Origin of the sequence: Rahnella sp. GSA61A (assembly GCF_019969905.1) — a bacterium.
GTDB classification, from domain to species: domain Bacteria; phylum Pseudomonadota; class Gammaproteobacteria; order Enterobacterales; family Enterobacteriaceae; genus Rahnella; species Rahnella aceris.
In genome coordinates, this window is the sequence record NZ_JAHXYO010000021.1 from 1 (window position 1) to 23,008 (window position 23,008).

Annotated in this window: 11 protein-coding genes and 1 pseudogene; 8 read left to right on the forward strand and 4 right to left on the reverse strand. The window is 55.0% G+C overall.

Going from position 1 to position 23,008, the window contains the following annotated elements:
* Nucleotides 1-581 precede the first annotated feature (581 nt).
* The 6 genes from LC431_RS21220 to LC431_RS21245 all read left to right on the forward strand — a co-directional run bounded on the left by LC431_RS21220 (nt 582) and on the right by LC431_RS21245 (nt 15,767).
* Complete coding sequence (locus tag LC431_RS21220) at nt 582-2,204, forward strand: ShlB/FhaC/HecB family hemolysin secretion/activation protein (RefSeq protein WP_223510310.1); 1,623 nt, start codon at nt 582-584, stop codon at nt 2,202-2,204.
* 36 nt (nt 2,205-2,240) lie between these two features.
* On the forward strand, nt 2,241-13,190 hold the full coding sequence (locus LC431_RS21225; RefSeq protein ID WP_223510311.1) for a hemagglutinin repeat-containing protein: 10,950 nt from the start codon (nt 2,241-2,243) through the stop codon (nt 13,188-13,190).
* Nucleotides 13,191-13,199: 9 nt separating this feature from the next.
* On the forward strand, nt 13,200-13,595 hold the full coding sequence (locus LC431_RS21230; RefSeq protein WP_112151910.1) for a hypothetical protein: 396 nt from the start codon (nt 13,200-13,202) through the stop codon (nt 13,593-13,595).
* 397 nt (nt 13,596-13,992) lie between these two features.
* Nucleotides 13,993-14,361: a VENN motif pre-toxin domain-containing protein gene (locus tag LC431_RS21235; protein ID WP_223510312.1), complete on the forward strand. Its 369-nt coding sequence runs from the start codon at nt 13,993-13,995 to the stop codon at nt 14,359-14,361.
* A gap of 111 nt (nt 14,362-14,472) precedes the next feature.
* On the forward strand, nt 14,473-15,540 hold the full coding sequence (locus tag LC431_RS21240; protein WP_223510313.1) for a hypothetical protein: 1,068 nt from the start codon (nt 14,473-14,475) through the stop codon (nt 15,538-15,540).
* A 2-nt stretch (nt 15,541-15,542) separates the two neighbouring features.
* Entirely contained in the window at nt 15,543-15,767 is a 225-nt protein-coding gene (locus LC431_RS21245) for a hypothetical protein (protein ID WP_173362071.1), read from the forward strand.
* 209 nt (nt 15,768-15,976) lie between these two features.
* On the opposite strand, the pseudogene LC431_RS21250 reads toward LC431_RS21245, so the two are convergent.
* The 3 genes and pseudogenes from LC431_RS21250 to yeaG form a co-directional block, all read right to left on the reverse strand.
* Nucleotides 15,977-16,185, reverse strand: a pseudogene (locus LC431_RS21250) (integrase core domain-containing protein); the annotation flags it as partial.
* A 285-nt stretch (nt 16,186-16,470) separates the two neighbouring features.
* Nucleotides 16,471-17,745, reverse strand: a complete 1,275-nt coding sequence (locus LC431_RS21255; protein WP_223510314.1) for a YeaH/YhbH family protein — start codon at nt 17,743-17,745, stop codon at nt 16,471-16,473.
* Between the two features lie 34 nt (nt 17,746-17,779).
* Nucleotides 17,780-19,714 carry a protein kinase YeaG gene (gene yeaG / locus LC431_RS21260; protein WP_013575358.1) on the reverse strand — a complete coding sequence of 645 codons (1,935 nt, stop codon included), beginning with the start codon at nt 19,712-19,714 and terminating at the stop codon, nt 17,780-17,782.
* A gap of 605 nt (nt 19,715-20,319) precedes the next feature.
* On the opposite strand from yeaG, the gene LC431_RS21265 reads away from it, so the two are divergent.
* Entirely contained in the window at nt 20,320-21,069 is a 750-nt protein-coding gene (locus tag LC431_RS21265; protein ID WP_013575359.1) for a MipA/OmpV family protein, read from the forward strand.
* Nucleotides 21,070-21,199: 130 nt separating this feature from the next.
* Complete coding sequence (locus tag LC431_RS21270) at nt 21,200-22,054, forward strand: aldo/keto reductase (RefSeq protein WP_112152625.1); 855 nt, start codon at nt 21,200-21,202, stop codon at nt 22,052-22,054.
* Nucleotides 22,055-22,136: 82 nt separating this feature from the next.
* Here LC431_RS21270 and LC431_RS21275 read toward each other — a convergent pair whose 3' ends face one another.
* Nucleotides 22,137-23,006: a D-hexose-6-phosphate mutarotase gene (locus LC431_RS21275; protein ID WP_013575361.1), complete on the reverse strand. Its 870-nt coding sequence runs from the start codon at nt 23,004-23,006 to the stop codon at nt 22,137-22,139.
* Nucleotides 23,007-23,008: the final 2 nt, after the last annotated feature.

A 23,008-nucleotide genomic window follows, 5' to 3' on the forward strand; every position in this document is an offset into this window, starting at 1 on the left:
TCTGCAGGCGCGGACTTCATCGTGGCGCGGGCAACGTAAGGTTGCCCATCAGACGCCGTATAGATTTAAGCAAGCCCATCATAAATCAAAATCAACGTTGCAAAAAAGGGGGTGACCATAGATTTTTATGGGTTATTTTTGCCAGCATCTTGCACTGAATTTTAAATAAGCGGATGGCTATTAAGCCTCCCGATTATATTCCCTGTATCCTGCTTGTAAGCCACAAGAAAATATCCCTGAAGGCCACAAACGGTGCTGGCAGGGGCAACAGAATGAATACCCCTATAAACCATGATTTCTTATGTTTCGCGCTATGCTTCTTGCAGAATTTTTTTATAAACTTAAAAAAAACCTAAAGTAAATCTTATCCCTGCCGATAGAAACCGAATGTTTAATCTTAAATCAATGCCATAGCCACTTCTGATGCTGTGTTTTTGAGGCGTACAGGCAAGCGGTTCTGGCGATAGAAAACACCGGATATGGAAATCATAAGCTTTCTTACACCATTAGCCCGCACTGTTTCGGCGTGCGCGTGTCTTTCCCTGCGGTGGCGAGTTTCCTGCCTGCTGGTACTTACCGGAATGTTTTCCCTCACCGCGCAGGCCGCGCCGCTCAGCCCCGCCGACCGCGACAGTATCGAACAGCAGCAGCGGCAACTTCTGCAGCAGAACCAGCAGCAGCGTCAGGAACTGGAGCGCAGCACGTCAGTCGCCCCCGCTCCGCAAACTCCCGTACACTCCGGCGGCCCGTGCTTCGATATTCACGACATTACCCTCAGCGGCGCAGACCATATGCCCGCGCGAATACAGCAAAAACTGACCCAACCCTATCTGCAACAGTGCCTCGGCATTGGCCAGATTAATGCCCTGGTGAAACAGGTCTCTGACTGGTATATCGGCCAGGGCTATATCACCAGCCGCGCGTTTCTCACCGAACAGGATTTGTCTTCCGGCACGCTCAGCCTGACGGTGATGGAAGGCAAACTCGAAGCCATCAAAATGGAAAATCAACGCGGCGCAATGCTGGCGATGGCGTTTCCGGGGCTGACCGGCAACATCCTTAACCTGCACGATATCGAACAGGGGATGGAGCAGATTAACCGGCTGCGCAAAACGCCGGTGCAGATTGAAATCCAGCCCGGCAGCCAGCCGGGATACTCCATCGTCAACCTCACCTCAAAGCCTGAGTTTCCCCTGCAGGCCAGCGCCGGTTTTGATAACTCAGGGCAGAAAAGCACCGGCACCGGACAGGTCAGCGGCTCGCTGACCGGCAATAACCTGCTCGGGCTGGCGGATCAGTGGTTTGTCAGTGCGTCACGCAGCAGCGACGGCGCAAGCGACCACGACGCGAAAAGCGTGCAGGCGGGCGTTAATCTGCCTTACGGCTACTGGCTGTTCGATTACAACTACAGCTACAGCGACTACCTGAGCACCATTGAATCGCAGGGCTATCTGTGGCGCTCCACCGGCGACAGCCAGGCACACCGCTTCACCCTTTCCCGCGTACTGTTTCGCAACGGCGACATGAAAACCGCCGCCAGCCTTGGGCTGACGCACCGCCTCAACCGAAATTATCTCAACGACGCCCCGCTGGAAAGCAGCACCCGCAGCCTGACCAGCTGGACCGCAGGCATTAATCACAGCCAGAAACTCTGGGGCGGATACGCCACGCTCAACCCGGCGTTCAGCCGTGGTGTACCGTGGTTTGGCGGCGAAAGCGATGAAGATAAAAATCCGGATGCCCCACGCGCGGAGTTCTCCAAATGGACGCTGTCCACCAGCTATTACCGGCCTGTCACCCAACGCATTACCTGGCTGACCAGCGCCTACGGCCAGTGGGGCGATGACCGTCTTTACGGCAGCGAACGCCTGACGATTGGCGGCGAAAGCTCGGTGCGGGGGTTCAAAGAGCAATACCTCTCCGGCGACAACGGCGGCTACTGGCGTAATGAGCTGGACACTCAACTGTTCGCCATGCCGGGGCTCGGACAAATCAGCAGCGTAACGGCCCTCGACGGCGGCTACCTGCAACGCAGCAATCACGACACCAACGCCTCCGGCACTCTGTGGGGCGCGGCGGTCGGGCTTGCCAGTACCAACGCACATTTCTCCAGCCAGTTTACCGTCGGCTGGCCGCTGAGCTATCCGGACTCACTGGCACCGGATCGCGTCACGGTCTACTACCGCATCGGTTTTGCACTTTAGCGTTGTACCTCTGCATAAGAGAGAAGGAATTCGGCGATGAAATCGATCACAGAGCAACCGGTCGCGTTATGGCGTAAAGCGCTGGCCTACGGGCTGATGGGCTGGCTGGTCTGGCAACCGGTGATGCCTGCATTTGCGGCGGGTATCACGGTAGCCGAAGGCAACACCCGCACCGATCAGGCGGGTAACGGCGTGCCGGTGGTGAACATCGCCACCCCGAATCAGGCCGGGATTTCGCATAATAAATACAACGATTTCAACGTCGGCCAGCAGGGCCTCATTCTCAACAACGCCACCGGCAAACTGACCCAGACTCAGCTGGGCGGGCTGATACAGAACAACCCCAATCTTACGGCAGGTCAGGAAGCGAAGGGCATCATTAACGAAGTGGTGTCGTCGAACCCTTCGCAGCTTAACGGCTACATGGAAGTCGCCGGTAAAGCCGCGAACGTCATGGTCGCCAACCCTTACGGCATCACCTGTAACGGCTGCGGCTTCCTCAACACCCCTAACGCCACGCTGACCACCGGCAGGCCGGTGCTGAATGCGGACGGCTCGCTGCAATCCCTCGACGTCACGCAGGGCGCGATCACCGTTGAAGGTCAGGGGCTGGATGCCCGCACGAGCGATTCTTTTTCACTGATTTCCCGCGCCGCGCAGATTAACGCCGGGCTGTACGCCAGAGACCTGAACGTCACCCTGGGTGCCAACCGTGTCGATGCGCAGGGCAATGCCACGCCGATATCCGGCGCAGGCGTACCGGCGGTGGCGATTGACACCGGCGCACTCGGCGGCATGTACGCCAACCGCATTCATCTGGTTTCCAGCGACAAGGGCGTCGGGGTCAACCTCGGCAACCTGAACGCCTCGGTTGGCGATATGCAGATTGATGCCAGCGGCAAGCTGACGCTAAGTAATGCGACTTCCACCGGCAAGCTGACGGCGAATGCGCAGGCCATCGCCCTTAACGGCACCCAGCAATCGGGCGGCGATATGGCGCTCAACAGCCAGGGGCAACTGGCCGTTCAGGGGAGCCAGGTGACCAGCGGCGGCAATATGACCCTGGCCGCTGACCAGCTCAATTCAGGCAATACCGCGCAGGTGTCTGCGGCAGGCAATATTCATGCTACTGCCGGTAATGGCAGCCAGTGGCAGGGCAAGCTGACGGCGGGGAAAGATCTCCAACTGAACGCCGGATATCTCACCAATAACGGACTGATCGCCGCAAACGGAAACGCCCGTATCACCACGCAGCGGCTGACCAATACCGGCACGCTGCAGGCACAGGGGACGCAAGATCTTCAGGCGACAACGCTGGATAACAGCGGGGTGGTGCAGGCCAGCGGTGCCCTGACCCTCACCGCCGGAGAGACGCAGCTTGGCGGATTGCTGTCGAGCGACAATCAACTGACCGGGCGTTTCGGGCAACTTTCCACCCTCGCAGGGTCGCAGATTCAGTCCGGTACCGATGCGGATATCGGCGTGCAGAACAGTGCGATGTTCGGCGGGAACGTCCGCGCCGGACAAAACCTGCGGCTCAGCAGCGGCTCATTGAGTTCGGCCAGCAGCGCTAAGCTTTACGCTGTCGGGAATGTGCAGGCGGAGGCGGGTAATAACGGCGTGTGGGACGGCAGCCTGACGGCGGGCGGTAATCTGGGCGTCAGTGCGGGCGACATGACCAACAACGGCACGCTGGCCGCCAGCGGCAACACGCAGCTCACCACGCAAAAACTGACCAACGGCGGCCTGATACAGGCGCGGGGTACACAGATCCTGAACGCCAGCGAACTGAACAACAGCGGCAAAATGCAGTCCGGCGGCGAACAAGATATTACTGCCAGCACCCTCAGCAATCAGGGGCTGATCGGTTCGCAGCAGGGGCTGGGGTTGCAGGTTGCTGACCAGATGACCGTGGGTGAACAGGGCTCGCTGTTTGCCGGTGACCGGCTGAACATCGGCGGCGGTCAGATGATTGTCGACGGCACGCTGACCGGCAAAAATGGCCTGACGCTCAACAGCACTTCCCTGAACGCCGGGCAAAACTCGCTGATCACCAGCCTTGGCGATATTCAGTTTACTGCCGCGCAGCAGACACTTGGCGGCCAGTTGTCGACCTCCGGTAACGTGGGCCTGAACGCTACGGATCTGTCCGTCGGGGCGCAGGGGTCCGTTCACAGCGATAAAGATTTATCCCTGACGGCAACCGGCAGCGCCATGCTGGCCGGTGCGCTCGACGGCAACACGCTGGAAGCCGGTGGCGGCACATTGCAGGTGACCGGCACCGGTTCACTGGCCTCCACGGGAGATATGCAGTTATCCGCCCGCCAGCAGCAGCTCGACGGTACCACCAGCGCGGGCAATAATCTTTCGATTAACGCTGACCAGCTTAATGCCGCACAGGGTGGTAAAACCTCGGCACAAAATGACTTGCAGGCCACGGTTGCCAGCGGCGGGCAGTGGTCCGGCAGCCTGATTGCCGGGCGTGACCTGAACTTCTCCTCGCACGATTTCAGCAACGGCGGCACGCTGGCCGCCAACCGCAACGGCCAGTTCAGCTTCGGCACCCTGACCAATAACGGCCTGCTGCAATCCCTCGGCACGCAGCAGCTTGACGGCGACACCTTCACTAACAACGGCACGGCGCAGTCCGGCGGTGACCAGACGCTGACCCTCAGTCAGTTTAACAATCAGGGGCTGACCGGCACCCGCGGCGACATCATACTGAACGCGCGGGACGACGTGACCAACGGTGATGCGGCAACCTTACTGGCCGATGGTCAGTTGACGCTCAACACCGCCCAGGCAGATCTGGGCGGCACGCTGACCGGCACGCAGGATACAACACTTAACGCCACCGCGCTGACCACCCGCGCAGGATCGGTACAGTCCAGCCAGGGCGATGTGAACCTCAGTGCGGATACCGCGAACTTAAAGGGTTTTCTCTCCGCAGATGGTAACGCGGCGCTGACCACGCAACAGCTCACCACCGGCAACGGCTCGCAGACGCAGGGTAAAAACGCGCTGGGGATCAGTGCGTCTGAAAAAGCCGATCTGGCCGGGAAACTGGTGACACCGGGCACGCTGACGGTTCAGGCCGGTACGCTGACCAACGGCGCGGCGCTGGGTGCGGACAATGTTGATATCACGGCCACCTCGCTGACCAACAGCGGTGCCATCACCGCCGACGACGGCCTGCATGTGAAAGCCGGTACGTTGCAGCAGCAAGGCAGCCTGTCTGCGCAGAACCAGATGACGCTGGAAGGCCAGACGCTGGTCAATCAGGGCAACGTGTCGGGCGGTAACGTCGGCGTGAATGTCACCGGCAGTCTGACCAATCAGGGCACCGGCGTGATATCTGCGGGTAATGGTCTGACCGTGACGGCACCGGTTGTGAACAACAACGGCCAGCTTCTGGCACAAACCGTCGGCGTGAATGCCACGGGTATCAGCAACAACGGGCTGATGCAGGGCAACGGCGGCACCACGCTCACCGCCAGTACGTTAACCAACGGTACGCAGGGGCAGGTATTGTCCGGCGGCACGCTGGGTGTGCAGGCAGGCGATACCCAGAATCAGGGACGTTTACAGGGCAGCCAGCTTACTCTGACCGGTAACAGCCTGACCAACGGCGGCACGGCATTAGGCACGAATGGCCTGAACGCGCAGATGCAGGGGGATCTCACCAACAGCGGCAGCCTGCTCTCATCCGGTGATGTCACGGTGAACGCCGCCACGCTGGAAAACAGTGGTCAGTTGCTCAGCGATAAAACCGCCACGGTGACGGCTAACCATCTGACCAATCAGGGGCAAATCCAGGGCGACGTGCTGGCCGTTACCGCCGGTTCCGCAGACAACAGCGGCAACCTGATTGGCCTGAAGGGCCTGACGGCGCAGTTGCAGCAGGATTTAACCAACGCCACGTCCGGCAAGATGCTGACGCAGGGCGCACTCACCGTCACCGCCGCGCACGTCACCAACAACGGCAACTGGCAGGCCGACAGCGCCGATGTACACGCCGGTCAGTTAGATCTTAACGGCGCGATCCAGACCGCCTCGCGCGCGGAGCTTACTCTTACCGGTGCGCTCAACACGCAGGCGCAGGGCAAAATCATCTCAACCGGTCTGGCTATTTTGCAGGCGGCGAACCTGAATAATCAGGGGAGCTGGTCGGCGGATAATCTCACCCTGACCGGCGGTACGCTGACCAGCAGCGGCGGCATCAGCGGTGTCAGTCAGCTTGCGACCACGCTCAGCGGGCAACTTCAGGTTCAGCAGGGCGGCACATTACTCAGCGGCGGCACCGCCACGGTGAACGCCGGGAATATTGCTAACAGCGGCACTCTTCAGGCCGGTAACCTGACGCTCACCACCAACAGTATTAGCAACGGCGGGCAGTTACAGGGCCAGCAAAGCCTGCAGGGTACGGTACAAAACGGCATCACCAACCTGAGCGGCGGCACCGTACGCAGTCAGGGGACGTTAGATTTGGGCGCACAGACGCTGCTCAATCAGGGCCAGATGCAGGGCGACGGCGTCAGCCATCTGACCCTTTCCAATAATCTCAATAATCAGGGCACCTTACTGAGCGGTGGCAGGCTGACAGTGTCTGCACCGGTGCTGACCAACAGAGGCACGCTGCAGGCACAGGGCCTGACCATGACCGGCGGCACGCTCAACAACAGCGGTACGCTGACCGGACAGGGCGACAGCGCGCTGAACGTCACGCAGATGACCAATCAGGGCCAGCTTCAGGGCGACCGGCTGACGCTGACCGGTAACGAACTGCATAACACCGGCACCGTTTTGGGCAGTCAGTCGCTGGGGCTTAACGTTCAGAACGCCGACAACCAGGCGGGCGGCAAACTCTACAGCGCAGGCAACCTGACGCTGGTGACGCCGGTGCTCAATCAGGCGGGCAGCCTGCTGGCGCTGGGGGATATGACGCTGCAACTCGGTTCGGGTTTTACCCAGACCGGCACGCTGGCGGCAGGGCAGACCCTCAACCTCAGCACGCAGGGCGACCTGAACGTGCTCGGCACCCTGCAGGGCAACGGCATCCAGCTCAGTTCGACCGGCAACTTTACCAACAGCGGTCAGTTGCGCGGCGGCGGCGGGACGGTGGGCGTGGACGCCAGCAACATCCAGCTCAACGGCAGCGGCAGCGTGCAGTCCGGCGGGGATATCCGCCTGGCCAGCCGTGGCGTGCTTAACAACAGCGGCTTTGTCGGCGGGGCGGGCAACGTGGTGATGTCCGCAGCCGGGCCGCTTGCCAACAGCGCACTGCTGTACGCCGGTAACAACATGCAGTTGCTGGCCGACAGTATTCACAATAACTACGGCGATATTCTGGCGGGCAACAGCCTGTGGCTGCAGCGGGACGCGGCGGGCAACGCCAACAGTGAAGTGGTCAACACGTCAGGGGATATTGATACTACTAACGGCGATATCACCATCAATACCGGCCATCTGCTGAATCAGCGGGACGGTTTGAGTGTGTCCGGTTCCTCTCAAACGCCGGTGGATGCGCCGTCATGGTTGGGGCAAAGCTCCGTGACCATGAGATTAGGGGATCTCAACGAAAGCGACCTCGGTTATTACACGGTATCGGTCAGAACTGGCGGAAGTATGGGACAAGGTAACGGTTCCGTTGATGACCATTTTTACCTTGCGCCGAAAGCGACGGCTGCAGAAAAGAAATATCTGGTCAGTACCTCAACCGTTAATGCTACCGCCTCAGGAGGCGCGGGGCGTATTGCTTCAAACCGCGATTTAAATATTGCAGCCAGTAATGTAGATAATATCGCCAGCAATATTTTGGCAGGGGGAAACATCACCCTGTCCGGCAGTTCTTTGAATAATCAGTCTTATGAGAATGGCGTCCAAAATGAATATCTGACCTATAAATATACGGGCGTTACAGCCACTGAGAGCTTCGATAAACTCCACGGCTTAGCTTACTTTGACCCTGACTGTGGCAACTGCTATTACGTTGATGCCGATACCAATACTAAAGTTACCTATCAGTTAGCGAACGGCGCAACTTACGAAACCCTCAGCACCGGCGAAGGCCTCCGCTCAGTTATTCAGGCCGGTGGGGCAGTTAACGCCAGTTTCAGCAATAACATCAGCAATACCACGACCTCCGCTAACGCAGGCGGTTTATCCCATGCGATAAGCGCCCCGTCTCTGAACGGCACGTCGGGCCTGCAACAGGTCAGCGGTTCGCAAAGTAAACAACTGGCATCCGCACAAAACCTGACCGTCGGCTCGGTACAGTGGAACAATTCCGTCACCGATGCGTTAAAGCAAATCGGCAATCAGGGCGCTGCACTGACGGATTACCCGCTGCCGACCGGCAATAACGGTTTGTTTGTGGCGAGTCAGGATCCTTCCAGCCCGTATCTGATCACCACCAACCCGCAACTTGGCGGGATCGGTAAAACCGATCCGTCACTGTTCAATGCGCTGAACGATTACCTTGCGCGACCGACGTCTGCGATATCTGCCGTGGGCAAACAGGCCACCCCGGGTGGTACCGGCCTGACCTCTGCGGCCTTTTCTGCAACGCCGGTGGCAGGTCAGGTTGTCCATCCTGCGGTTCAGCCTGGCACGCCGTCCAACCCGCGCATTGAAACGGCACCGGTCTATACCGACGAGAGCAAGTTCCTCGGCTCGGCCTACTTTATGGACCGGCTGAAGCTGACGCCGGACTATGACTACAAATTCCTCGGCGATGCCGCCTTCGATACCCGTTATGTCGATAAAGCCGTGCTCAGTCAGACCGGACAGCGCTACGTCGGCGGCACAGGGTCAGACCTCGCGCAGATGCAGTATCTGATTGATAACGCCGCCGAACAGCAGGCCGGTCTGGGCCTGCAACTGGGCGTCAGCCTGTCGCCGGAACAGGTCGCGGCGCTGACCAAAAGCATCGTCTGGTGGGAAAAAACCACCGTCAACGGCCAGACGGTTCTGGCACCTAAACTCTATCTTTCTGCTAACGACACCCACGCGGTGACCGGCAGCGTGATTTCCGGGAACACCGTCAATCTCGACGCCGGGCATATCGTCAACGCGGGCAGTACCCTGCAGGCCCGGACGCAACTGGCAGCAAAAAGCAGCAGCTCGCTGGATAACCTTAACGCCGGGCTGATTGCCTCTAACGGCAGCCTGCAACTGAGCGCGCTGGGCGATATCAATAATATCGGTTCTTCGATTAGCGGACAGACCGTGGCACTGGCCTCGGTCAGCGGCGATATTAACAACGTTACGCAGGCGCAGCAGTGGACGGCCGCGCCGACCACCAGCAAAAGCAAAACGTCTCAGCTGACCTTCAGCCAGACCCAGACCGGCGACGTGGCCGGTATCTCGGCCACTGACGGGCTCTCGCTTACCGCCGGTCACGACATCAACAACACCGGCGCCCGGCTCACGGCGGGCAGCGACCTGCAACTGGTGGCGCTGAACGACATCAGCATCACCGGCAACGCGCTCAGCACCAGCAATACCACGGCAAAAAGCAGCGCGCAGACCACCGACAGCCAGGCCAGCACGGTCAGCGCGGGCGGTAATTTATCGGCCAGCGCGGGGCACGACCTGACCGTGGCGGGCAGCGCCGTCACCGCCAAAGGCGACGCCACGCTGGCGGCAGTCAATGACATCAACCTCAACACGATGGACAAGAGCAGCCATCAGACCAGCGGCAAAAATCAGGCTGACAGCAACAACGCCACCCGCACGGTGGTGAGCAGCGGCGGTGACCTGACGCTCAGCGCCGGGCGCGACCTCAACTCGCAGGCCGCGCAACTGACCGCCGACCTCAACGCCTCACTCAGCGCCGGTCGCGACGTCAACCTGAACGCGCAGCAGACCAGCACCTACAGCGAAACCCACGGCAGTAAAAGCGTGAGTATCCGCGAGAATGTGGGGCAGGAAGGGACAGCGGTGGTCAGCGGCGTAAGCACCAGCATTGCCGCCGGGCGTGACATTACGACACAGGCCGCGCAAGTACAGGCCACCGGCGACCTGGCCCTGAACGCCGGGCGGGATGTGAATATCACCACCGCACAGGAAAGCCAGTACAGCTACGACGAAAAAACCAAAACCAAAAAACACCTGTTCTCCGGCACGACCACGCACACGGTCGCAGAGGACTATGCCACCACAGAGAAAGCCTCGCAGCTGAGTGGCGACAAGGTGTCAATTGTTGCCGGGCAGGACCTGACGGTCAAAGGTTCATCGGTGGTCGGTGACGGGGATGTGACGCTGAAGGCGGAGAAAGATGTCAATATCCTTGCAGCCACCGATACCAGTTCCAGCTACCGCCTGAGCGAGACTAAAAAAAACGGGCTGATGGGCACGGGAGGTTTTGGTGTAACCATCGGCAGCGCACAATCGCGACATCAGCTCAATGAAGATGGGACCACGCAAAGTCAGAGTGTCAGCACTATTGGTTCAACCGGCGGTAACGCAAATATTATCGCGGGTGAAAAAGCACATATCAGCGGCGCGGATGTGATTGCCGATAAAAACCTGAACGTTGTCGCGGGCGAAATTGTGGTTGACCCCGGTAACGATCTGTTGAGACGTAAAGAGAGTTACGAACAGAAAAAGAGCGGTCTGACATTGTCAGTGTCCAGCCCGGTGACCGATGCCATTCTTGCAGCGAACAGCACACTCAAACGAAGTGGGGAGGTCAGCGACGAACGGCTGAAAACGCTGTATGCCGTGCAGGCGGCAGATAACGCATGGATAGCTGTCGCGGGTGCCTCTTCCATGGCGACTGATGTAGCCCAGGGCAATCTGAACGCCGTGAAGGTGGAACTCAGCGTAGGTTCGAGTAAAAGCTCATCTGAATCCAGTTCTACACAAAATCAGGTACGCGGCAGCACCCTCAGCGCAGGCGGAAATACCACGCTGGTGGCTACGGGTAACAAAGGTACCAGCGGTGATCTTCATATCAGCGGCAGCGGTGTGACAGGCAATAATGTCACTCTTGTGGCGCAGAATGATCTGCTGCTGGATGCCGCATCGAACAACACCGAGCAAACCAGTAAGAATAACAGCAGCGGCTGGAATGTCGGTGTGCATATATCGCTGGGTCAGGAGACGGGAATTGGCGTGTCGGCCAGCGGTTACCAGTCAAAAGGAACGGCTGACGGTAAGAGTACCGAATATGTTAATACGCGGGTCAACGCCAGTGATGGGCTTAGCCTGAGCAGCGGACGGGATACGGTTATTTCCGGTGCGCAGGTGTTGGGTGAAAAAATCACTGCTGAGGTGGGTCGCGACCTGACGATAACCAGCCTGCAGGATACTGACGAGTACCACAGCCAGCAGAAAAGCGTGAGTGGCGGCGCCAGTTTCACTTTCGGGTCAATGACCGGTTCAGCCTCACTGAGTATTAATAAGAGCAAAACCGACAGCGACTACGCAAGCGTTGGTGAGCAAAGCGGGTTGTTTGCCGGGGATAAAGGGTTCGATATTACGGTAGGCAACCATACCCAACTGGATGGTGCAGTCATAGCGAGCACTGCAACAGCCGATAAGAACCTGCTTGATACCGGTTCGTTGGGTTGGAGCGATATCAATAACGAAGCGCAGTACAGTGCCAGTAGCCAGGGGCTTGCCGGTGGCTTTTCATCGGAAAAAAATAATAAAGGCGAGCGGGTTAACGGCGGCGGCGTTGTCCCTGTTATTGGTGTTAAGAGCAGCGGTGACGCTTCAGGTACAACGCAATCGGCCATTGCTGCGGGCAGTATCGTCATCCGAGACAGTGAGAAGCAGACGCAGGATATTGCAGGGCTAAGCCGCGATACCGACAACGCCAATGGTCATATCGATAAGATTTTCGATGAGAAGAAAATTGCCGAGCAACAGGAACTGGCGGCGGTGTTCGGGCAGATGGCGAACTCAGCTGCCGGTGATCTTGGTGAGGCGATGGGCTGGGGACCGAATAGCCCCGAAAAAGCCGCGATCCACGGTGTGATAGGTGCAATCCAGGCGAGTTTCGGCGGCGGCAATGCGCTGGCCGGCGGGTTGGCCGGGATGAGCAGCGAAGCGTTTAGTCAGATGGTCGATACTTATCTGAGTAACAACACACAACTGGACCGCAATGAAAGAGGGGCTATCACCCAGTGGGCCGCCACGTTAAGTGGTAGTGCAATTGGCGGAATTATTGGCGGAACGACCGGTGCACAGTCCGGCGCAGCCGTCTCACTGGATGCTGAACGCTATAACCGCCAGTTACACCCGGATGAACGAGCTGAAATCAAAAAGCTGGCAGGCGGAGACGAAGAGAAAGAGCAGCGACTGTTAGCTGAAGCCTGTCGCCGGGTAGATTGCGCGGCTGAGTTTGCGCTGGGTTCAGAGCAACGGGCCTATTATGAAGCGCTGGTAAAAAATCAGGCCGCGACGCCAGAAGAGCGTAAAGCGCTGGACAGCTACTGGGTTACACAATTTAAAGAAAGTTACGGTAACTATCCGGGTTATGCAGGGACGGAAGACAAGCAACTGTTCCAGTACGGCGAAGCGGATAAGCTCAACGACAGCCAGCAGTTTGTACGTAATCAGTATGTGGTTGAACTGAGTAATAAGCTGGGTGTTGAGGTTGAGACAGCGCGTCAAATGACCGAAGGGATGTCGCTGGCTATGCTGGTTGTGGCGGCGAAGAACGGGAGGAGTTTACCGGGTAGGGGGGCTAATAGTTCCGTTAGTGGCCTGAATCTGAATAAGTCGCTGGCAAGTGAGGCTCAGTTGGCTGAGCTATCCAGAAGTGGAGGGACTTCAGTGGCTGGTCATGGATCTGGTGCCGTGCTGAAAGACTCTGCCCGTTTAGTTGCAGAATATGGTGGAAAAACAGCCGACTGGAGTAAAGTTAGTAGTCAAAGCTACAAAGCTGTTGATGGTACTGTTTTCGAAATCCATGCTTACCGTAATGCGGCTACAGGCCAAGTTGTTGAGCCAAAAACGATAGCGATAAAAAAATAGTGGGACGTTATGAAAGTAAAATGCCTTGCGACTAACCTAACAGCACAACAGAAGACAGTGCTCGGCTTAATGGATAATCAAGATCCTCAGTATCCATATATTGTTGGGCAAACTTATACGGTTTTGGCTATAAGTAGCAAAATTGGTGTTAATGCGGGAACATTGCTGCAATTACAAAAAATACCAATGGATTATATTATATCGGTTCCCTTATGCATTTTTGAAATCGTTGATAACCGTCCATCGCAATACTGGAAGATCCAAAAGCGTAGTGAATACGAAATATCACTTTGGCCGGAGGAGTTTTATCAGGAGTACTTCCATGACGATCTAAGTGACGGAGTCCCAGAAGTCGTTGAAATCTACAAACGCGTTGTTGAACGATTAGAAAAAGAGTTTGATTAATCAATAATCCCGGCTCACTTCTGAGCCGGGATATTTTTACGTGTCACTCAGCAGCTCGGATCACCAGTTGCCCGCGTTCTACAGCAATGGTAATCAGAGTATCAGTCCCAAATGTAAGTATCCCAGTCAGTTACCCTTCAGGTGCAGGCCGTCCGTGCGGCTATAACACGTGGCCATTTTAGTGGCGCGTTGCTCATGAAGAACTCTGGCATAACGCACCCTTACTCAACTTAACGGCGCTGTGATTGCCTCGACGGAACAGCCTCAATATCGGCACGCTGGGCTGGACAGATATCCAGAATGAAGCGGATTACAAGGCCCGCAGTGTGGGGATTTCTGCCAGCGGGAAAACGGGAAGGTTATCAGCGGAGCACTTGCCGGGCTCACCGGAGGCGATATGGGGCAGGCGCTGGCGGGCGGGCTGGCACCTTATCTGTCTCAGGAGGTAAAAAAAGTCACGGGGGACAGCGCTGTCGCTAACACTGTTGGGCATGCGCTGGCCGGGGCTGTGACAGCCTATATTCAGGGTGGCTCAGTGACGGGCGGCGCAGCAGGCGGTGCTGCGGGAGAATTAGCTGCGAAAATCATCATCAGTGCATTTTACCCCAATACCAAACCAGAAGATCTGACGGAGGATCAGAAGGCAAATGTCAGCGCATTAAGTACATTAGCTGCCGGTCTGGCGGGTGGTGTGGCCGGGAATTCGTCATTGGCAGGCGTGCAAGGGGCGATATCCGTGATAAAGAGGGCAAGACCGATCAAATAAATCAGATGATCCCGCCGCTCCCGACGATGGCGTTTAGTAGCGGTAATGCCAGTGGTACGCCCCGCTCTGCTGTAGGTAAGTGGTAGTGCAATTGACGGAATTATTGGCGGAATGACCGGTGCACAGTCCGGCGCAGCCGTCTCACTGGATGCTGAACGCTATAACCGCCAGTTACACCCGGATGAAGTAGCCCGGATCCAGCAATTGTCCGGTGGGGATAAAGATAAAGAAGCGCGTCTGAAAGCGGCGGCCTGTGCGTTGGTGAAATGTTCCGCTGAGTTTGCGGAAGGTTCTCCGGATTATGTGAAAGCGCAGGCGCTGGAGCAGTTAGGTAACAGTGATGCGTATGCCAGTGAGCGTACAGTACTGGCATCACAGAGCGGTAACCAGCTGATCTACGCAATGGGCAGCTATGCCAGCGCCAGTTTGCCGATGTTCGGGTATTCGGTTAGTGATCAAACCGGGGATGCGCTATCCCACTACGGTGTGGGGACGCGTTTAGGTGGCCTGACGCAATTTACCGCCGGGGAACTCCAGGCGGTGGGTGGGGCAGCAATATGCACGACCACCGCGGGTGTAGCTTGCCTGGCAGGCGGTTATCTGGCAGCCTCAGGGATAGATACGGCTAATGCAGGCTTTAACACCTTCCTGTCTGGTGTCAACCAGAAAACCAGCGGTGCGTATTTGCTGGAAGGGTTGGGAGTCTCTCCACAGTACTCGGAAGGGATTTACGGCCTGACGCAGGTGGGCGCGGCGGGGATTGGCGGAGTAGGAAAAGCGACGTCAGTTACTGCCGATGTGGGTGCAAAAGCAACTGCTACGACGGGAGAAGTTGTAGCTACTGAAGCCACAAGTGCAAATGCCCAAGCTGCATTGAGAGCGAAACTATCAGGACTACAAAAAGCTCAAGAGACAGCAGCGGTCACTAAAACACTGCCTGATGGCCGCATTCGTTACTACACACAAGAGGTTCCAGCCAGAACGGAAGGCCCTACTCGGGGGGCTTCTTTTGTTACAGAGTTTGATCCTAAAACGGGCAGTACGAGGCAGTGGATGGAAAGCTATGATCATTCAGGGGAGGTAATCCGTGTCCACCCGAAAAGTATTAATGGCCAATCGGTTGATGCTCAGCACTACCCTCCGACCGGAGCAGAATTAAAGAATTGGGGGCAGCAATGAGCATGGAAGACGTAGTGGCTGATAGGCTTGAAAGAATAGTTGCGGATGGGTTTGATATTTTTAAAATATCAAAAGAGGCACTTGATATTTATCAAGATCCAAGTTTTTCACTCACGAAAAAGTTAGATTTTGCGTTGCTGTCACTAATTGCAATGGTCGAAGGGCCAGAGTTTGAGATGACAGAAAAAGAGTTTCATGAATTTTTATCTGATATTCGACAGATGTAGTCTCTTCAAAATACCTACATTGGTCAGGCACTATCGACACCGGCCTTGCGCCGGTGTTTTTGCACCCATTCTGTAACCTTCTTGCACTCAAGCTATATCATTTTTGTAGTCCTTTTTTCTCCTCCCTTGTAAGCACACCAGTTTTAGTTCCACGCACTTTTTGAGATTTCCGGTTTCTGATCCCTTCCCAATATCTGTGCCAGGATAAATCAAAGATCCGGGCCTGTTTGCAGGCTTCGGATAAATTCTGCCGGAGTCTGGTTATTTAACGAGGAATGTGGCCCATCATGGTTATGTTCCTTCCGCCAGCGATCGAGCTTTTCTTGCGCATTCTCGATCGACAGGAACGAGTGGATATTCAGGCATTCCTCAGACTGCCATTGAACGATTCGATCAATGGGTTATCTGCAGGCATGCCGGAGAGAAGTCCTTAGTAACTTTATTTTCGCATGCTCATCACTTTTGAAATGATTTGCCAATAAATACGTTCATAAATGGTGATATTTACTTTTTTAATCAATAAATTATTTTACTCACTGTGCTGTTGCGTCATATGAAACGGTATAGTTTGGACGACTGGAAAGAAAATCTTCACCAAAACGAAGAGTAATTTATTGATCTCATTGAAAGGGAATATGCACTCAAAAGTGAAAGGAAACAGCCAGTAAAAGTAACTTAACCGGCTGTTTTTAAAGGCTAAACATTAATGATCCTGAACCTGTTTATGAAACAGCTCCCTGAATACCGGATAAATATCTTCCTGTTCACGAATATGCTGCATGGCGAAATTATCGAATTTCTCCTGTAGCACTTCGTATTCACGCCACAGCGTCTGGTGGGCGCGGCGGGTGATTTCGATATAGCTGTAATAACGCACCATCGGCAGGATCTTCTGTGCCAGAAGCTGATGGCAGAGCGGGGAGTCGTCAGCCCAGTTATCGCCATCGGAGGCCTGCGCGGCGTAAATATTCCACTGCGCCGGGTCGTAGCGTTCCTGAATGACTTCATCCATCAGTTTCAGTGCACTCGAAACGATGGTCCCGCCGGTTTCCTGCGAGTAGAAGAACTCCTGTTCATCCACTTCTTTAGCCTGTGTATGGTGACGGATATAGACCACGTCGACGTTCTTATACGTCCGGCTCAGGAACAGATAGAGCAGGATATAGAAACGTTTGGCCATGTCTTTGGTTGCCTGATCCATCGAACCGGAGACATCCATCAGACAGAACATCACCGCCTGGCTCGAAGGCTCGGGGCGACGTTCATAGTTACGGTAGCGCAAATCAAAGGTATCGATGAACGGCGTTTTGGCGATTTTTGCCCGCAGCTCAGCAATCTCTTTACGCAGCCGTTCTTCTTCCAGTAATTGTGCCGGTTCGCTGTGCTCGACCTCGGTCAGCGTCGATTCCAGCTCACGCAGCTCGCGTTTTTTACCCGCTGTCATCGCCGTGCGGCGGGCCAGCGAGTTTTGCAAAGAGCGCACCACACTGATATTGGCCGGTACGCCATTAGACGTGTAACCGGAGCGGTGGGTTTTAAATTCATTCAGCTGTTTATGCTGGTTTTTTCTCAGGTTTGGCAGCGCCAGATCTTCAAACAGCAGATCGAGATATTCGTCCTTTGAAATCTGGAATGAAAACTCATCTTCGCCTTCACCATCCTTGCTGGCATCGCCCTGACCACTGCCGCCGCCACTGCCCCCCTGCGGTCGTTCGATGCGGTCATTCTGCACAAAGTGATCGTTGCCGGGATGAACACGGTGGCGCAAGCCACCGCGACCCTGATGAAACATGGGCTCGTTGATATCGGAATTGGGGATCGAAACGGATTCCCCGCTATCCACGTCGGTAACCGAACGCTTGTTGATGGCCTCGGCAATCGACTGTTTGATTTGCGACTTATAGCGGCGCAAAAAGCGCTGGCGGTTCACCGCGCTTTTATTCTTGCCATTCAGCCGACGGTCAATAAAATACGTCATATTTCCCCCAAACGACGTTGCCAACGATCTTCTGTTACGAGGATTTTCTTACGCGCAGGTACCATTCACACAGCAGGCGTACCTGTTTGCGTGTGTATCCTTTCTCCATCATTCTGTCGACAAAATCATCATGTTTTTTCTGTTCATCTGTCGACGTCTTGGCGTTAAACGAGATAACTGGCAGTAATTCCTCGGTATTTGAGAACATTTTTTTCTCAATGACCGTGCGCAGTTTTTCGTAACTGGTCCAGTTTGGATTGCGGCCGCTGTTATTGGCGCGGGCACGCAGCACGAAGTTGACGATTTCGTTACGAAAATCTTTTGGATTGCTGATCCCGGCCGGTTTTTCGATTTTTTCCAGCTCGGCATTCAGCGATTCACGGTCAAACAGTTGACCGGTATCCGGATCGCGGTATTCCTGATCCTGGATCCAGAAGTCAGCGTAGGTAACATAACGGTCGAAAATGTTTTGTCCGTATTCTGAATAGGATTCCAGATAAGCAGTCTGGATCTCTTTGCCGATAAACTCAGCGTATTTCGGGATCAGATAGCCTTTCAGGTGCTCCAGATATTTTTCAGCGATGTCCTGCGGGAACTGTTCGCGCTCGATTTGCTGTTCCAGCACGTAGAACAAATGCACCGGGTTGGCAGCCACTTCCACATGGTCAAAGTTGAAAACACGGGAGAGAATTTTAAACGCAAAGCGCGTCGACAGCCCGTTCATGCCTTCATCCACACCCGCATAATCGCGGTATTCCTGATAGGACTTGGCTTTCGGGTCGGTATCTTTCAGGCTTTCACCGTCATACACCCGCATTTTGGAATAACTGCTGGAGTTTTCAGGCGTTTTCAGGCGCGAGAGAATCGAGAAGCGCGCGAGCGTTTCCAGAGTTCCCGGTGCACAAGGAGCATGCGAGAGTTCACTGTTGCTGAGCAGCTTGTCGTAGATTTTCATCTCTTCAGACACGCGCAGGCAATAAGGCACTTTCACGATGTACACACGGTCAAGGAACGCTTCATTATTCTTGTTGTTACGGAACGTCACCCATTCAGATTCGTTGGAGTGCGCCAGAATAATGCCGTTGAACGGCAGGGCGGAGATCCCTTCGGTACCGTTATAGTTACCTTCCTGTGTCGCCGTCAGTAACGGGTGCAGCACCTTAATCGGTGCCTTAAACATCTCAACGAATTCCATCACACCCTGGTTTGCGCGGCATAAAGCACCGGAATAACCGTAAGCATCCGGATCATTTTGCGCGTGGTTTTCCAGTTTACGGATATCCACTTTCCCGACCAGTGCGGAGATGTCCTGGTTGTTTTCGTCGCCCGGTTCCGTTTTGGCGATGGCGATTTGTTCGAGAATCGACGGCCAGACTTTCACGACTTTAAACTTCGTGATGTCCCCCCCGAATTCATGCAGACGTTTTGCCGCCCATGGCGACATGATGGTGCCGAGATAGCGCGGAGGAATGTTGTATTCTTTTTCCAGAATATGCGCATCTTCCTGCGGATTGAACAGGCACAGCGGATGGTCGTTTACCGGGCTGCGTTCGCCGTTGGCGCTCAGCACGTAAATCGGTACACGTTGCATCAGGGATTTCAGCCGTTCGGCCAGTGACGATTTACCGCCACCCACCGGGCCCAGTAAATAAAGGATTTGTTTCTTTTCTTCCAGACCCTGCGCGGCGTGTTTCAGGTAGGAGACAATCTGTTCGATAGCCTCTTCCATGCCGTAAAATTCTTCAAATGCAGGGTAACGTGCAACAACACGGTTCGAGAATAAACGCGACAGGCGTGGTTCAAGCGCGGTATCTACCATCGCTGGTTCACCGATTGCCATCAACAGACGTTCCGCCGCATTGACATAAGCACTGCGATCTTGCCGTGCAATGGTAAGAAATTCCTGCAGTGTGAACTCTTCGTCCTTGGCAGCCTCATAGCGCTGGCGATAATGGTCAAATATGTTCATACGATGCCCGTCCTTCGTTATTTTACCCTTCGTCTTTGGAACCGCACCTTCGTTGGCTTCGCTTGTTCACCCGGGTCACTTAACTGTGTAAGCTCATCGGGAATCATTCACTTGCCGCCTTGCTGCAATTCCAATGATTCGGGTAACGCACAGGTTAATGAGAGCTTTTTTCAGCGCTCCCGGAAGAAAGATCTCCCACCTGAAATACAGCAACCCTTATGCCAACTTGCAAAACCCCTTGGAAAGCGACAATCTCGATGGTTTGAGAACTGTCTTTATTCGGTGGGACGGGCAACCGTTCAGGCTAAGTCTTTCATCTATTTATAAGCGTAGTTTGGCATTAAGAAAATTTCCTCTCTGGTTTTGGCGTTTTTTAAGTCATATCAATGACTCAGTTGTGCGGAATGCTCTGAAAAGCCTTACAGGACGTGCCCTGCAGAGCGGAAGTTGTTTCTTTAGTCATTTTTATTTCATATTTTGCAGTTAAATTGTGCGATCGCCCCGGTTTTTCTGGATATGTCTTTTTATAGACCCAGAATTGCTAAGCGTGACGTTTAAGGTTCATTTACACTAGCGACGTTTTTTTACTTAATGGAATTAAGACAATGAAAATGATCAATCTAAAAACACTGTCCATCGTTAGCGCGGCAGTGCTTTGCAGTCATGCTGCCGTGGCGGGAACCTGGCAGGCGGGTGCATCTGCGCTGGTCGCTCCGGATCCGTACCGTGGTAATAATGACCACGTATACCCGGTACCGATCATCAATTACGACAATGATGATTTCTATTTTCACACCCTGATGGCGGGCTATTACCTGTGGAATGATGACGCCAACAAACTGAGCGTCACCGCCAGCTATTTCCCGTTGAGCTTTGACCCAAGCGACAGCGACGATAAGCGCATGAAGCGCCTCGATAAACGTCACTCAACGCTGATGGCCGGTCTGGCTTATTCGCATAATGCCGAGTGGGGTACCCTCCGCGCCAGCTTCAATGCGGATACGCTGGATACCAGCAATGGCATGACTGCTGATCTGGCTTATCTGTATGCCATTAAAGGCTCTAACTGGGCTGTGGTACCGGGCTTTGGTGTGACCTGGTTTAGCTCGAATCTCACCCAGTATTATTATGGCGTGACCAAAGACGAATCCCGTCGCAGTGGCTTCCATAGCTATTCCCCGAACGACAGCTTCAGCCCGTATGTTGAAGTCTCCGCAAAATATAACTTCACGCCAGCATGGCAAGGGTTCGTGACCGGTCGCTACCTGCGTCTGTCCAGTGAAGTGACCGACAGCCCGATCATCGAAAATAACTGGACTGGCGTGTTGTGGACGGGTGTGACTTACACCTTCTGAGGCAATGCACCATCATGGTGAACATATTGCACATTAGTGGGGCGTATCGCCCCATTTGCACATTTATAGATCAGTAAATTTTCAAAGAATCGAATTAACTTTTCAGCTATGACCCAACCGGAGGAAACAGATGAAAGCGAAGACCGTGCAATTGCCTGATGGCACGACAGTACCCGCAATCGGACAAGGTACCTGGTATATGGGGGAACGGAACAGTGATCTCCGTGCCGAAGTGAAGGCCTTGCAGCAAGGGCTGGATGCCGGTATGACGCTGATCGACACTGCAGAAATGTACGCGGATGGCGGTGCGGAAAGGGTGGTCGGTGAAGCGATATCCGGGCGGCGTGATGACGTGTTTCTGGTGTCAAAAGTGTATCCGCATCATGCCGGTGGCGCGAAAGCGATCGCCGCCTGTGAGCAAAGTCTGAAGCGTTTAAAAACAGATTGTCTAGACCTGTATTTGTTGCACTGGCGTGGTTCGATTCCGCTACATGACACTGTCACGGCGATGGAAAAATTGCAGCAATCCGGCAAAATCCGGCGCTGGGGTGTCTCTAATCTTGATACTGACGATATGCAGGCGCTGTGGAAAATCCCCGGAGGCAATGCATGCATGACCAATCAGGTGCTGTATCACGCGGCAGTCCGTGGCATTGAGTTTGACCTGCTGCCGTGGTGTGAGGAGCACAGCGTTCCCGTTATGGCCTATTGCCCGCTGGCGCAGGCCGGCAAGTTACGTCACGACGTCCTGACTGCACCGGTGATGCAGGAAATCGCCAACGCTCGGGGTGTCAGCAGCGCGCAGATTGCTCTGGCCTGGGTAACGCGCACCGGTAACGTGATCGCTATTCCTAAAGCGGTACAACCGCAGCACGTGAAAGATAATGCGGCGGCGCTGACGCTCAGCCTGACGGCCGATGAAATAGCACGAATTGACACAGTATTCCCGGCACCGAATCATAAAACGCCGCTGGATATGGTTTGAAGTCAATCATTCACATCGGTCATCAGACGATAAAAAGGGGCCATCTGGCCCCTATGTCATCTTTGCTGCAAACCTAAACCGGTTATTTACGGACAGAGAAGGTCACTGCCAGACGCGCTGGCGCGGCATGCGTAGAGGTGTGTGTATGGGAAACTTGCGCCGTTTCAACGCACACCATGGTTTTATATCCGTCATCCGGCATATCAGCCATGCTCACCGACAGTGCAGAACCCGGATTCCAGGCCACCACATCGGCGTTATTTTCATGTGCGACAACCAGCGTACGTTTCAGAACCGGATCAACGATTTCGCTGGTGGCTTGCGGCTGGGTGTAGATGCGGTCAGTCTGGCCCGTGAAGGTCAGATCACCGTCTTCCTGCTTGGTTTTTGCGCCATCGACTTTATCAATAAAGCTGTTGCCCAGGCCTTTAATAGTGACATCGGCGATGTCGCCAATGTTGAAATAGGTGTGCAGGGCGCTGTTGGCTTCGAAATCACCGGTTGATTCCAGCTCGATGTGGCAGGTTGCCCCGAGCGTGAAGCGTGCCGTCAGCGTGAATGCATGCGGCCATAATTCCAGTGTTTCAGGGGAGCTTTTCAGCGTTAAGGTCAGTACCACATCTTCGTCAGTTTCTTTGTGGTCAGTCAGTTCCCACGCAACGTTACGTGCAAAACCGTGTGAGGGTTTGCCCGCCGGACCAAACCACGGCCAGCAGATAGGGATACCGCCACGAATCGCAACGCCTTCTTTGAACGCGCTGGCACTGCTCATCCATAGCACCGGCTCTTCGCCTTCAGGCTGCCATGCCAACAGATGTGCACCTTGCAGGGCAATGGCAGCACGGACTTTCGGATGAGTCACCACGAGTACCGGCAGTTCGTCGACAAGACGCTGGCTAACGGAGGTAGAGATTTGGTTTACGATCGGAAGAGAAAAGAGTTGTTCTGTCATTA